The 12,133-nt window shown below is 38.3% G+C and carries 25 protein-coding genes; all 25 read left to right on the top strand.

What is annotated here, in order from left to right:
• Positions 1-19: 19 nt before the first annotated feature.
• Complete coding sequence (gene rpsS / locus BLW31_RS16690; protein ID WP_008762037.1) at positions 20-289, top strand: 30S ribosomal protein S19; 270 nt, start codon at positions 20-22, stop codon at positions 287-289.
• 35 nt (positions 290-324) lie between these two features.
• Entirely contained in the window at positions 325-735 is a 411-nt protein-coding gene (gene rplV, locus BLW31_RS16685) for a 50S ribosomal protein L22 (protein WP_004296344.1), read from the top strand.
• A gap of 5 nt (positions 736-740) precedes the next feature.
• Complete coding sequence (gene rpsC, locus BLW31_RS16680; RefSeq protein ID WP_008762038.1) at positions 741-1,472, top strand: 30S ribosomal protein S3; 732 nt, start codon at positions 741-743, stop codon at positions 1,470-1,472.
• Positions 1,473-1,495: 23 nt separating this feature from the next.
• On the top strand, positions 1,496-1,930 hold the full coding sequence (gene rplP, locus BLW31_RS16675; protein ID WP_002558067.1) for a 50S ribosomal protein L16: 435 nt from the start codon (positions 1,496-1,498) through the stop codon (positions 1,928-1,930).
• Between the two features lie 5 nt (positions 1,931-1,935).
• Positions 1,936-2,133, top strand: coding sequence for a 50S ribosomal protein L29 (gene rpmC / locus BLW31_RS16670; RefSeq protein ID WP_008762039.1), 198 nt, complete (start codon positions 1,936-1,938; stop codon positions 2,131-2,133).
• Complete coding sequence (rpsQ, locus tag BLW31_RS16665; RefSeq protein WP_008762040.1) at positions 2,130-2,399, top strand: 30S ribosomal protein S17; 270 nt, start codon at positions 2,130-2,132, stop codon at positions 2,397-2,399. Before rpmC ends, rpsQ begins: the two co-directional genes overlap by 4 nt.
• A 2-nt stretch (positions 2,400-2,401) precedes the next feature.
• Entirely contained in the window at positions 2,402-2,767 is a 366-nt protein-coding gene (gene rplN / locus BLW31_RS16660) for a 50S ribosomal protein L14 (RefSeq protein ID WP_004296340.1), read from the top strand.
• Positions 2,768-2,787: 20 nt separating this feature from the next.
• Positions 2,788-3,105, top strand: a complete 318-nt coding sequence (gene rplX / locus BLW31_RS16655) for a 50S ribosomal protein L24 (protein ID WP_008762041.1) — start codon at positions 2,788-2,790, stop codon at positions 3,103-3,105.
• A 2-nt stretch (positions 3,106-3,107) separates the two neighbouring features.
• Positions 3,108-3,665, top strand: a complete 558-nt coding sequence (gene rplE, locus BLW31_RS16650; RefSeq protein WP_005675434.1) for a 50S ribosomal protein L5 — start codon at positions 3,108-3,110, stop codon at positions 3,663-3,665.
• A gap of 6 nt (positions 3,666-3,671) precedes the next feature.
• The gene (gene rpsN, locus BLW31_RS16645; protein ID WP_008762042.1) at positions 3,672-3,971 is read left to right on the top strand and encodes a 30S ribosomal protein S14; all 300 of its coding nucleotides are present in this window, start codon (positions 3,672-3,674) and stop codon (positions 3,969-3,971) included.
• Positions 3,972-4,023: 52 nt separating this feature from the next.
• A complete protein-coding gene (gene rpsH / locus BLW31_RS16640; RefSeq protein WP_008762043.1) occupies positions 4,024-4,419 on the top strand; it encodes a 30S ribosomal protein S8 in 396 nt (131 codons plus the stop codon).
• A gap of 17 nt (positions 4,420-4,436) precedes the next feature.
• The gene (gene rplF, locus BLW31_RS16635; protein ID WP_008765429.1) at positions 4,437-5,006 is read left to right on the top strand and encodes a 50S ribosomal protein L6; all 570 of its coding nucleotides are present in this window, start codon (positions 4,437-4,439) and stop codon (positions 5,004-5,006) included.
• 21 nt (positions 5,007-5,027) lie between these two features.
• Complete coding sequence (gene rplR / locus BLW31_RS16630) at positions 5,028-5,372, top strand: 50S ribosomal protein L18 (protein WP_008765430.1); 345 nt, start codon at positions 5,028-5,030, stop codon at positions 5,370-5,372.
• A 5-nt stretch (positions 5,373-5,377) separates the two neighbouring features.
• On the top strand, positions 5,378-5,896 hold the full coding sequence (gene rpsE, locus BLW31_RS16625; protein WP_008762045.1) for a 30S ribosomal protein S5: 519 nt from the start codon (positions 5,378-5,380) through the stop codon (positions 5,894-5,896).
• Between the two features lie 9 nt (positions 5,897-5,905).
• The gene (gene rpmD / locus BLW31_RS16620) at positions 5,906-6,082 is read left to right on the top strand and encodes a 50S ribosomal protein L30 (protein WP_005782220.1); all 177 of its coding nucleotides are present in this window, start codon (positions 5,906-5,908) and stop codon (positions 6,080-6,082) included.
• A 31-nt stretch (positions 6,083-6,113) separates the two neighbouring features.
• The gene (rplO, locus tag BLW31_RS16615) at positions 6,114-6,560 is read left to right on the top strand and encodes a 50S ribosomal protein L15 (RefSeq protein WP_008762046.1); all 447 of its coding nucleotides are present in this window, start codon (positions 6,114-6,116) and stop codon (positions 6,558-6,560) included.
• Positions 6,561-6,564: 4 nt separating this feature from the next.
• Positions 6,565-7,908, top strand: coding sequence for a preprotein translocase subunit SecY (gene secY / locus BLW31_RS16610; protein ID WP_010535560.1), 1,344 nt, complete (start codon positions 6,565-6,567; stop codon positions 7,906-7,908).
• Positions 7,909-7,923: 15 nt separating this feature from the next.
• A complete protein-coding gene (gene map, locus BLW31_RS16605) occupies positions 7,924-8,721 on the top strand; it encodes a type I methionyl aminopeptidase (RefSeq protein ID WP_010535559.1) in 798 nt (265 codons plus the stop codon).
• 1 nt (position 8,722) lies between these two features.
• On the top strand, positions 8,723-8,941 hold the full coding sequence (gene infA, locus BLW31_RS16600; protein WP_002558052.1) for a translation initiation factor IF-1: 219 nt from the start codon (positions 8,723-8,725) through the stop codon (positions 8,939-8,941).
• Between the two features lie 9 nt (positions 8,942-8,950).
• Positions 8,951-9,067, top strand: a complete 117-nt coding sequence (gene ykgO, locus BLW31_RS16595) for a type B 50S ribosomal protein L36 (RefSeq protein WP_002558051.1) — start codon at positions 8,951-8,953, stop codon at positions 9,065-9,067.
• 33 nt (positions 9,068-9,100) lie between these two features.
• On the top strand, positions 9,101-9,481 hold the full coding sequence (gene rpsM, locus BLW31_RS16590; RefSeq protein ID WP_004296328.1) for a 30S ribosomal protein S13: 381 nt from the start codon (positions 9,101-9,103) through the stop codon (positions 9,479-9,481).
• 11 nt (positions 9,482-9,492) lie between these two features.
• Complete coding sequence (gene rpsK / locus BLW31_RS16585) at positions 9,493-9,882, top strand: 30S ribosomal protein S11 (protein ID WP_004296327.1); 390 nt, start codon at positions 9,493-9,495, stop codon at positions 9,880-9,882.
• Positions 9,883-9,998: 116 nt separating this feature from the next.
• Positions 9,999-10,604: a 30S ribosomal protein S4 gene (rpsD, locus tag BLW31_RS16580; RefSeq protein WP_008762050.1), complete on the top strand. Its 606-nt coding sequence runs from the start codon at positions 9,999-10,001 to the stop codon at positions 10,602-10,604.
• 11 nt (positions 10,605-10,615) lie between these two features.
• Positions 10,616-11,608 carry a DNA-directed RNA polymerase subunit alpha gene (locus tag BLW31_RS16575; protein ID WP_008762051.1) on the top strand — a complete coding sequence of 331 codons (993 nt, stop codon included), beginning with the start codon at positions 10,616-10,618 and terminating at the stop codon, positions 11,606-11,608.
• 3 nt (positions 11,609-11,611) lie between these two features.
• Positions 11,612-12,094 (top strand): 50S ribosomal protein L17, encoded by a 483-nt coding sequence (gene rplQ, locus BLW31_RS16570; protein WP_010535558.1) that lies wholly within the window; start codon positions 11,612-11,614, stop codon positions 12,092-12,094.
• Positions 12,095-12,133 lie beyond the last annotated feature (39 nt).

The following is a 12,133-nucleotide window of genomic DNA, read 5'->3' as shown; positions in this document are numbered from 1 at the left end:
CTGATTAATTGAGTAAACTATGAGTCGTTCATTAAAAAAAGGTCCATATATTAACGTAAAGCTTGAAAAGAGAATTTTTGCCATGAATGAATCTGGCAAAAAAGTCGTAGTAAAGACATGGGCCAGAGCTTCAATGATTTCGCCTGATTTTGTAGGCCATACAGTTGCAGTTCACAATGGAAATAAATTTATTCCTGTATATGTTACCGAAAATATGGTAGGACACAAGTTGGGCGAATTCGCTCCAACTCGTACATTCAGAGGACACGCTGGTAACAAGAAAAGATAACAGGAATTATTTGAAATAATAAAGTAATAAATATAATGGGAGCAAGAAAAAAAATATCGGCTGAAAAAAGAAAAGAAGCCCTTAAGACCATGTATTTTGCTAAATTGCAAAATGTTCCTACTTCTCCACGTAAGATGCGCTTAGTCGCTGATATGATTCGTGGTATGGAAGTGAACAGAGCACTTGGTGTTTTGAAATTTTCTTCAAAAGAAGCTGCTGCAAGAGTGGAAAAATTGCTTCGCTCTGCAATTGCTAACTGGGAACAGAAAAACGAACGTAAAGCAGAAAGCGGCGAGTTGTTCGTAACGCAGATTTTTGTTGATGGTGGCGCTACACTCAAAAGAATGAGACCGGCACCGCAGGGTAGAGGTTATAGAATTCGCAAACGTTCAAATCACGTAACATTGTTCGTTGGTGCTAAAAGTAATAACGAAGATCAAAATTAAGGTAGATGGGACAAAAAGTTAATCCAATAAGCAACCGTTTAGGAATTATCAGAGGATGGGATTCTAACTGGTATGGTGGAAATGATTACGGTGATTCTTTGCTGGAAGATAGCAAAATCCGTAAATATCTTAATGCAAGACTTGCAAAGGCAAGTGTATCAAGAATCGTAATTGAACGTACGCTGAAGCTCGTTACTATTACCGTTTGCACTGCTCGCCCGGGTATTATCATCGGTAAAGGTGGCCAAGAAGTTGATAAGTTAAAAGAAGAGTTGAAGAAGGTTACCGACAAAGATATTCAGATTAATATCTTTGAAGTGAAAAGACCGGAACTGGATGCTGTAATTGTTGCTAACAACATTGCTCGCCAGGTAGAAGGTAAAATTGCCTACCGCCGTGCCATTAAAATGGCTATCGCAAATACAATGCGTATGGGTGCTGAAGGTATCAAAATTCAGATTTCAGGACGTTTGAATGGAGCTGAAATGGCTCGTTCTGAAATGTATAAAGAAGGAAGAACTCCGTTACACACTTTCAGAGCTGATATCGACTACTGTCATGCTGAAGCATTGACTAAAGTGGGTCTTTTAGGTATCAAAGTTTGGATTTGTAGAGGTGAAGTGTTTGGTAAGAAAGAATTAGCTCCGAACTTTACACAAAGCAAAGAAAGTGGTCGTGGAAACAATGGTGGAAACAACGGCGGAAAGAACTTCAAAAGAAAGAAAAATAATCGCTAAACGAATTTGAATTTTAGGAAACTATGTTACAACCGAAAAAGACAAAATTCAGAAGACAACAAAAAGGCCGTGCAAAAGGTAATGCTCAGAGAGGCAACCAGCTGGCTTTCGGTTCTTTTGGCATTAAGGCTTTGGAAACTAAATGGATTACAGGCCGTCAGATCGAAGCTGCTCGTATTGCAGTAACAAGATATATGCAACGTCAAGGACAGATCTGGATCCGTATATTCCCGGATAAACCAATTACTAGAAAACCTGCCGATGTGCGTATGGGTAAAGGTAAAGGTGCTCCCGAGGGATTTGTGGCTCCTGTAACTCCAGGTAGAATCATTATTGAAGCTGAAGGAGTATCTTACGAAATCGCGAAAGAAGCATTGCGCTTAGCTGCTCAAAAGCTTCCTATTACAACGAAGTTTGTCGTAAGACGTGATTATGATATTCAAAATCAAAATGCGTAAGGTTTATGAAAATTGCAGAAATTAAAGAAATGACTACTAATGATTTAGTAGAAAGAGTAGAGGCAGAAACAGCTAATTATAACCAGATGGTTATCAATCATTCTATTTCTCCTTTGGAAAATCCTGCTCAAATCAAACAATTACGCAGGACTATTGCGCGTATGAAAACAGAATTACGCCAAAGAGAACTTAACAATAAATGATCAGCTTGATGGAAGCAAGAAATTTAAGAAAAGAAAGAACAGGGGTTGTATTGAGCAACAAGATGGAAAAAACTATCACAGTTGCTGCCAAGTTTAAAGAAAAACACCCTATATATGGTAAGTTCGTTAGTAAAACGAAGAAGTACCATGCTCATGATGAAAAGAATGAATGCAATATCGGTGATACTGTACGCATCATGGAAACTCGTCCTTTGAGCAAGACTAAAAGATGGAGATTAGTAGAAATAATTGAAAGAGCTAAGTAATTATGATACAAGTAGAATCCAGACTTACAGTATGTGATAACAGTGGAGCTAAAGAAGCTTTGTGTATCCGTGTATTGGGTGGCACAGGTCGTCGTTATGCTTCAGTAGGAGATGTTATTGTAGTTTCCGTAAAGAGTGTTATCCCTTCGAGTGATGTTAAAAAAGGTGCAGTATCAAAGGCTTTGATTGTACGTACGAAGAAAGAAATCCGTCGTCCTGATGGTTCTTATATACGTTTTGATGATAATGCTTGCGTGTTGCTTAATAATGCAGGTGAAATTAGAGGAAGTCGTATTTTCGGTCCTGTAGCAAGAGAACTTCGTGCTACAAACATGAAGGTTGTGTCACTTGCGCCTGAGGTACTTTAATTTTGTAAAAGATTTGAGTAATGAGTAAATTACATATTAAAAAAGGCGATACAGTTTACGTAAATGCTGGCGAAGATAAGGGCAAAACTGGTCGTGTATTGAAGGTTCTTGTTAAAGAAGGTCGTGCAATTGTTGAGGGTATCAATATGGTATCTAAGAGCACTAAGCCGAATGCAAAGAATCCGCAGGGTGGTATTGTGAAGCAAGAAGCTTCTATCCACATTTCAAACTTGAACCCGGTTGATCCAAAAACTGGTAAAGCAACGCGTATTGGGAGAAGAAAGAGTTCTGAAGGAACTTTAGTGCGTTATTCTAAAAAATCAGGAGAGGAGATTTAGTAATGAGTAATACTGCTAGCCTAAAGAAAGAATATGCAGATCGTATTGCACCTGCATTGAAATCACAATTCCAGTATTCTTCAACGATGCAGGTACCCGTACTTAAGAAGATTGTTATCAATCAAGGTTTAGGTATGGCTGTTGCTGATAAGAAGATTATTGAAGTAGCAATCAATGAAATGACAGCTATCACAGGTCAGAAGGCCGTAGCTACCATTTCTCGTAAAGATATCGCAAACTTTAAGTTACGTAAAAAAATGCCGATTGGCGTTATGGTAACTTTGCGCCGTGAGAGAATGTATGAATTCTTGGAAAAACTAGTTCGTGTAGCTCTTCCTCGTATTCGTGACTTCAAAGGTATCGAAAGTAAGTTTGATGGTAAAGGTAACTATACCCTTGGTATTCAGGAACAAATCATTTTCCCTGAAATAAATATCGATAGTATTACAAGAATTCTCGGAATGAATATTACCTTTGTAACCTCTGCGGAGACAGATGAAGAAGGTTATGCCTTGTTGAAGGAATTCGGTTTACCTTTTAAAAACGCTAAAAAAGATTAATAGAATATGGCAAAGGAATCAATGAAGGCACGTGAAGTAAAGCGTGCTAAATTAGTAGCCAGATACGCCGAGAAAAGAGCTGCTTTGAAGCAAATCGTGAGAACAGGTGAACCTGCCGATGCTTTTGAAGCTGCACAGAAATTGCAAGAGTTGCCTAAGAATTCAAATCCGATTCGTATGCACAACCGTTGCAAACTGACTGGTCGTCCAAAAGGTTATATCCGTCAGTTCGGAATTTCAAGAATCCAGTTCCGTGAGATGGCATCTAACGGTCTGATCCCGGGCGTAAAGAAAGCAAGCTGGTAATTATTGTTTAAATATTGTCAGGGAAGTCCTGATTAATTTAATTTATTTTTATATGACTGATCCAATAGCAGATTATTTGACGAGGTTGCGGAACGCAATTGGTGCTAAGCACAGAGTTGTAGAAGTTCCCGCTTCGAACTTGAAAAAAGAAATCACTAAGATTCTTTTTGAAAAAGGCTACATTCTTAACTATAAGTTTGTAGAAGATGGTCCTCAAGGAACTATTAAGGTTGCCTTGAAGTATGATTCTGTTAACAAAGTTAACGCAATCAAAAAATTAGAAAGAGTATCTTCTCCGGGTATGCGTAAGTATACTGGTTACAAAGATATGCCGCGTGTTATTAATGGGCTGGGTATTGCTATAATATCTACTTCCAAAGGTGTAATGACTAACAAAGAAGCTGCTGAACTGAAAATCGGTGGTGAAGTCTTGTGTTACGTATATTAATTTAGGAGGAATAAGCAATGTCAAGAATAGGAAAATTACCCATTAGTATCCCTGCTGGAGTGACAGTCACTCTGAAGGATGATGTGGTTACCGTTAAGGGACCCAAAGGCGAACTTAGCCAATATGTGAATCCTGCTATCAATGTTGCCATTGAAGACGGACACGTGACTTTAACAGAAAACGAAAAAGAAATGATTGATAACCCGAAGCAAAAACATGCTTTCCACGGTTTGTATCGTTCTTTAGTTCATAACATGGTTGTGGGCGTGTCTGAAGGATATAAAAAGGAACTGGAACTTGTCGGTGTAGGTTACCGTGCTTCTAACCAAGGTAACATCATTGAACTGGCTTTAGGTTATACACACAATATTTTCATTCAATTGCCTGCTGAGGTGAAAGTTGAAACTAAGTCTGAAAGAAATAAGAACCCTCTTATTATATTGGAATCGTGTGACAAACAATTGCTTGGTCAAGTTTGCTCTAAAATACGTTCTTTCCGTAAGCCTGAACCATATAAGGGTAAAGGTATTAAGTTTGTTGGCGAAGTAATTCGTAGAAAGTCTGGTAAATCAGCCGGTGCTAAGTAAATCATATAAAATTAGATTATTATGACAACAAAAATAGAAAGACGAGTTAAGATCAAATATAGAGTACGCAATAAGATCTCAGGTACTGCTGAACGTCCGCGTATGAGTGTATTTAGAAGTAACAAGCAAATTTATGTCCAGATTATCGATGATCTTTCTGGTAAGACACTGGCTGCTGCTTCTTCTTTAGGTATGGCTGAGAAAGTCGCAAAGAAAGAACAAGCTGCTAAAGTTGGTGAAATGATTGCTAAAAAGGCTCAGGAAGCAGGTATAACTACTGTTGTTTTCGACCGTAATGGTTACTTGTATCATGGGAGAGTAAAAGAAGTAGCTGATGCTGCTCGTAACGGTGGACTTAAATTTTAATCATTATGGCAGGAGTTAATAATAGAGTTAAGGTTACTAACGATATAGAACTGAAGGATAGATTGGTTGCTATTAATCGTGTTACTAAAGTTACCAAAGGTGGTAGAACTTTTAGTTTCTCTGCAATCGTTGTTGTAGGTAACGAAGAAGGTATTATCGGTTGGGGACTTGGTAAAGCAGGTGAAGTAACAGCTGCTATCGCTAAAGGCGTAGAATCAGCTAAAAAGAACCTGGTGAAAGTACCTGTTTTGAAAGGTACTGTTCCTCATGAACAATCAGCTAAGTTTGGTGGTGCTGAAGTATTCATCAAACCTGCATCTCACGGAACCGGTGTAGTAGCTGGTGGTGCTATGCGTGCTGTATTGGAAAGTGTTGGTATTACTGACGTTTTGGCAAAATCTAAAGGTTCTTCAAATCCGCACAACCTTGTTAAAGCTACAATTGAAGCTTTGAGTGAGATGCGTGATGCAAGAATGATTGCTCAGAACAGAGGTATTAGTGTTGAAAAAGTATTTAGAGGATAAGGAGGAGATATGTCAATTATAAAGATTAAACAAGTTAAAAGTAGAATTGGTGCTCCAGCTGATCAGAAAAGAACTCTTGATGCACTGGGACTTCGCAAACTGAACCGTGTGGTTGAACACGAAAGCACTCCTTCAATTCTTGGAATGGTAGATAAAGTAAAACACTTGGTTGCCATTGTTAAGTAATTATTTGTTGAATAAAAAAACGAATTACAATATGAACTTAAGTAATTTAAAACCTGCAGAAGGATCTACTAAGACAAGAAAGAGAATAGGACGTGGTGCCGGTTCTGGCTTGGGTGGCACTTCTACAAGAGGTCATAAAGGAGCTAAATCAAGATCTGGATACTCTAAGAAAGTTGGCTTTGAAGGTGGTCAGATGCCTCTTCAACGTCGAGTACCTAAATTTGGTTTTAAGAATATCAATCGTGTAGAATATAAGGCTATCAACTTGGATACAATTCAGACGCTTGCAGACGCTAAGAATCTGACAAAAGTTGGTATTAGCGACTTTATTGAAGCAGGATTTATTTCTTCAAATCAATTGGTTAAAGTATTGGGTAACGGAGCTCTGACTAACAAGCTGGAAGTAGAAGCTAACGCATTCTCTAAGAGTGCTGCTGCTGCTATTGAAGCTGCTGGTGGAACTGTAGTAAAACTCTGATTCAATGAGAAAAGCTATTGAAACATTAAAGAATATATGGAAGATTGAGGATCTGAGACAGCGGATCCTCATCACCATATTGTTTGTGGCAATTTACCGTTTCGGATCATATGTCGTATTACCGGGTATTAATCCGGCAATGCTGGCAAAATTGCACGAACAAACAAGTGAAGGCCTTTTAGCCTTGTTAAATATGTTCTCTGGAGGAGCATTTTCTAATGCCTCTATTTTTGCATTAGGAATCATGCCTTATATCTCTGCATCTATCGTTATTCAGCTATTGGGAATCGCTGTGCCGTATTTCCAGAAGTTGCAGCGCGAAGGTGAGAGCGGCAGAAGAAAAATGAATCAATATACTCGTTATCTGACGATTGCTATATTGTTAGTTCAGGCCCCTTCTTATTTGCTCAATCTTAAAATGCAGGCTGGCCCTTCCTTAAATGCTTCATTAGATTGGACTCTGTTTATGGTTACCTCTACCATTATTTTGGCAGCAGGTAGTATGTTTATTTTGTGGCTTGGTGAAAGAATAACTGATAAAGGTATTGGTAACGGTATTTCATTTATCATCCTGATCGGTATTATCGCTCGTTTCCCTGATGCTTTGATACAAGAAGTTGTATCCAGAGTAGCAAATAAGAGTGGTGGTCTGATTATGTTTATAATTGAAGTCGTATTCTTATTGTTAGTAATTGGTGCTGCAATCCTGTTGGTACAAGGTACAAGAAAGATTCCTGTACAATATGCTAAAAGAATTGTAGGTAATAAACAATATGGTGGTGCAAGACAGTATATTCCTTTGAAGGTGAATGCTGCTGGTGTAATGCCTATTATCTTTGCTCAGACAATCATGTTTATTCCAATTACATTTATCGGTTTTTCCAATAATGTAAATAACGCAGGCGGTTTCTTGCATGCGTTTACAGATCATACAAGTTTCTGGTATAATTTTGTTTTTGCGGTAATGATTATATTATTTACATATTTCTATACTGCAATTGCAATCAATCCGACTCAGATGGCTGAGGATATGAAGAGAAATAATGGTTTCATCCCTGGTATCAAACCGGGAAAGAAAACAGCAGAGTATATTGATGATATCATGTCTCGTATTACTTTACCGGGTTCTTTCTTCTTGGCATTGGTTGCTATTATGCCTGCTTTTGCTGGTATATTTGGGGTTCAAGCTGGATTTGCTCAATTCTTCGGCGGTACATCTTTGTTAATTCTTGTAGGTGTTGTTCTTGATACACTGCAACAGGTTGAAAGTCATTTGTTGATGAGACATTATGATGGTCTGTTGAAATCAGGTCGTATTAAGGGACGCGCTGGTGTAGCGGCATATTAATTCTTTAGAATAGAAATGATATTTCTTAAGACAGAAGATGAAATAGAATTGCTCCGTCAGAGTAACCTGCTTGTCGGTAGAACTCTAGCTGAGGTTGCTAAAGTGGTGAAGCCTGGTGTAACTACACGTGAGTTGGATAAAGTTGCTGAAGAATTCATTAGAGATAATGGGGCAACTCCAACTTTTAAAGGATTCCCGAATCAATATGGAGACCCGTTTCCTGCATCCATCTGTACTTCTGTAAATGACCAGGTAGTACATGGAATCCCGGGGGATATTGTTTTGAAAGACGGTGATATCGTATCTGTGGATTGCGGAACTTATATGAATGGTTTTTGTGGAGATTCTGCTTATACTTTTTGTGTAGGAGAGGTAGACGAAGAAATTCGTAACTTATTGAAGGTAACTAAAGAAGCGTTATATATCGGTATTCAGAATGCAGTACATGGAAAAAGAATCGGAGATATCGGATATGCTATTCAGCAATATTGTGAGTCTCATTCTTATGGTGTAGTGCGTGAGTTTGTCGGTCACGGCATCGGTAAGGAAATGCACGAAGATCCCCAGGTACCTAATTATGGTAAAAGAGGATATGGTCCTTTGATGAAAAGAGGTCTTTGCATTGCAATTGAGCCGATGATAACGTTGGGAGACAGACAAGTGATTATGGAAGGTGACGGATGGACTGTGAGGACCAGAGATCGTAAATGTGCTGCGCACTTTGAACATACGGTAGCTGTTGGAGTTGGTGAGGCTGATATTTTGTCTTCATTCAAATTCATAGAAGAAGTTTTAGGAGATAAAGCAATATAATATGGCAAAGCAATCTGCAATAGAACAAGATGGAGTTATAGTTGAAGCATTGTCTAATGCAATGTTTCGTGTTGAATTAGAAAACGGACATGAGATTACTGCACATATTTCAGGTAAGATGCGTATGCATTACATTAAGATTTTGCCGGGAGATAAAGTGAGAGTCGAAATGTCTCCTTACGACTTATCGAAAGGAAGAATTGTGTTTAGATATAAATAAAATTAAGATATGAAAGTAAGAGCATCATTAAAGAAACGCACGCCAGAATGTAAGATCGTTAGACGTAATGGCCGTTTGTATGTTATTAACAAGAAAAATCCTAAGTATAAACAACGTCAAGGATAATTTGTTATTTTTGCAAAAAAAATAATTTAGTATATGGCTATAAGAATAGTTGGTGTAGATTTACCTCAGAATAAAAGAGGTGAAATTGCGTTGACCTATGTATATGGAATAGGTCGCAGTAGTTCAGCAAAAATTTTAGATAAAGCTGGTGTAGATAAAGATCTGAAGGTTAAAGACTGGACAGATGATCAAGCTGCTAAGATTCGTGAGATTATCGGTGCAGAGTATAAAGTAGAAGGTGATCTTCGTTCTGAAATCCAATTGAACATTAAGCGATTAATGGATATTGGTTGTTACCGTGGTGTACGTCATCGTATTGGTCTGCCGGTTAGAGGTCAGAGCACTAAGAACAATGCGCGTACTCGTAAGGGTAGAAAGAAAACCGTTGCTAATAAGAAAAAAGCTACTAAATAATAATTGTTGATATGGCAAAAAAAACAGTTGCAGCTAAGAAGAGAAATGTGAAAGTAGACGCTAATGGACAGTTACACGTTCATTCATCTTTCAACAATATTATTGTTTCTCTTGCAAACAGTGAAGGGCAGATAATCTCTTGGTCATCTGCAGGAAAGATGGGATTTAGAGGTTCAAAAAAGAATACTCCTTATGCAGCTCAGATGGCTGCCCAGGATTGTGCAAAAATTGCATTTGATCTTGGCCTGAGAAAGGTAAAAGCATATGTGAAGGGTCCAGGTAACGGACGTGAGTCTGCTATTAGAACTATCCACGGAGCTGGTATTGAGGTTACAGAGATCATCGACGTAACTCCACTTCCACACAATGGTTGTCGTCCTCCGAAAAGACGTAGAGTTTAATTTACCTTTAACTTAAAATGATCTTGATTTTGTTTTTGGATTGCAATAATTTCTTCTCTGCAATCGCGGCTGCAACAAATTAAGTTCATGAATAAACAATTAAATATTTAAAAGAAATGGCTAGATATACTGGACCAAAATCAAGAATAGCCCGTAAATTCGGTGAAGGCATCTTTGGAGCTGATAAAGTTTTGTCAAAGAAGAACTATCCTCCCGGACAACACGGAAATTCAAGAAAAAGAAAAACTTCTGAATATGGTGTGCAACTTCGTGAAAAGCAGAAAGCGAAATACACTTATGGAGTTTTAGAAAAACAATTCCGCAATTTGTTTGAAAAAGCCGCTACCGCTAAAGGTATTACCGGTGAGGTGCTTCTTCAATTGCTGGAAGGCCGCCTTGACAACGTAGTATTCCGTTTGGGTATTGCTCCTACACGTGCTGCTGCTCGTCAGTTGGTTAGTCACAAGCATATTACTGTAGATGGTGAAGTGGTAAACATTCCTTCGTTCGCAGTAAAACCAGGACAATTGATTGGTGTTCGTGAAAGATCTAAATCTTTGGAAGTAATTGCTAACTCTCTTGCAGGTTTCAATCACAGCAAATACGCTTGGTTGGAGTGGGATGAAACTTCTAAGGTTGGTAAAATGTTGCATATACCTGAAAGAGCAGACATTCCTGAGAACATTAAAGAACATTTGATCGTTGAATTGTATTCTAAATAATAATTAATTTCATGGCGATATTAGCATTTCAAAAACCTGATAAAGTATTAATGTTGGAGGCGGACTCCAGATTCGGTAAATTCGAATTTCGTCCGTTGGAACCGGGGTTTGGTATTACCGTAGGTAATGCATTACGCCGTATCCTGCTCTCTTCATTAGAGGGTTTTGCTATCACTACTATCAGAATAGATGGTGTGGAGCATGAATTTTCTAGTGTACCTGGAGTAAAAGAGGATGTTACCAACATTATCTTGAATCTGAAACAAGTGAGATTCAAGCAAGTAGTTGAAGAATTCGAGAGCGAAAAAGTGAGCATCACTGTCGAGAATTCAAGTGAATTTAAAGCAGGTGACATAGGTAAGTATTTGACTGGATTTGAAGTGTTAAATCCGGAATTAGTTATTTGTCATTTAGATTCTAAGGCAACTATGCAGATTGATATTACTATTAACAAGGGTCGTGGATATGTTCCTGCTGATGAAAATCGCGAATATTGCACGGATGTTAATGTAATTCCAATCGACTCTATTTATACACCGATACGTAATGTCAAGTATGCTGTAGAAAACTTCCGTGTAGAACAGAAGACAGACTACGAAAAGCTAGTGCTTGAGATTAGTACCGACGGTTCTATACACCCGAAGGAAGCGCTGAAAGAAGCTGCAAAAATTCTGATTTATCACTTCATGTTGTTCTCTGACGAGAAGATCACGCTTGAAAGTAACGATACTGATGGCAATGAAGAGTTTGATGAAGAAGTATTGCATATGCGTCAGCTGTTGAAGACTAAGCTTGTTGATATGGACTTGTCAGTTCGCGCCCTCAATTGTTTGAAGGCTGCTGACGTAGAAACTCTCGGTGACTTGGTACAATTCAACAAAACTGACCTGTTGAAGTTCAGAAACTTCGGAAAGAAATCGCTTACCGAGCTTGATGATTTGCTGGAAAGTCTGAATCTATCGTTTGGAACCGACATTTCTAAATATAAATTAGATAAAGAATAAAAAATGAGACATAATAAAAAATTCAATCATTTAGGTCGTACTGCTTCTCATAGAAGCGCTATGTTATCTAACATGGCTTGCTCCTTGATCAAGCACAAAAGAATCACTACGACTGTGGCAAAGGCTAAAGCTTTGAAGAAGTTTGTTGAGCCTTTGATTACAAAGTCTAAAGAAGATACTACGAATTCTCGTCGTGTTGTATTTAGCAACCTGCAAGATAAGATTGCAGTAACAGAATTGTTCAAAGAAATCTCGGTTAAGATTGCTGACCGTCCGGGTGGTTATACTCGTATCATCAAGACTGGTAACCGTTTAGGTGACAATGCAGAAATGTGTTTCATTGAGTTGGTTGACTACAATGAAAACATGGCTAAAGAAAAAGTTGCTAAGAAAGCTACTCGTACTCGTCGTTCTAAGAAGAGTGCTGCTCCTGCTGCTGTTGAAGCTCCTGCAACTGAAGAACCAAAAGCTGAATCAGCTGAATAATTTTACAGTTATTCTTATACATATAAAAAAGGCTACTCA

Origin of the sequence: Bacteroides faecis MAJ27 (assembly GCF_900106755.1) — a bacterium.
GTDB classification, from domain to species: domain Bacteria; phylum Bacteroidota; class Bacteroidia; order Bacteroidales; family Bacteroidaceae; genus Bacteroides; species Bacteroides faecis.
The sequence above is the reverse complement of the archived record's forward strand: the minus strand, read 5'-3'. Positions and strand labels throughout refer to the sequence as shown.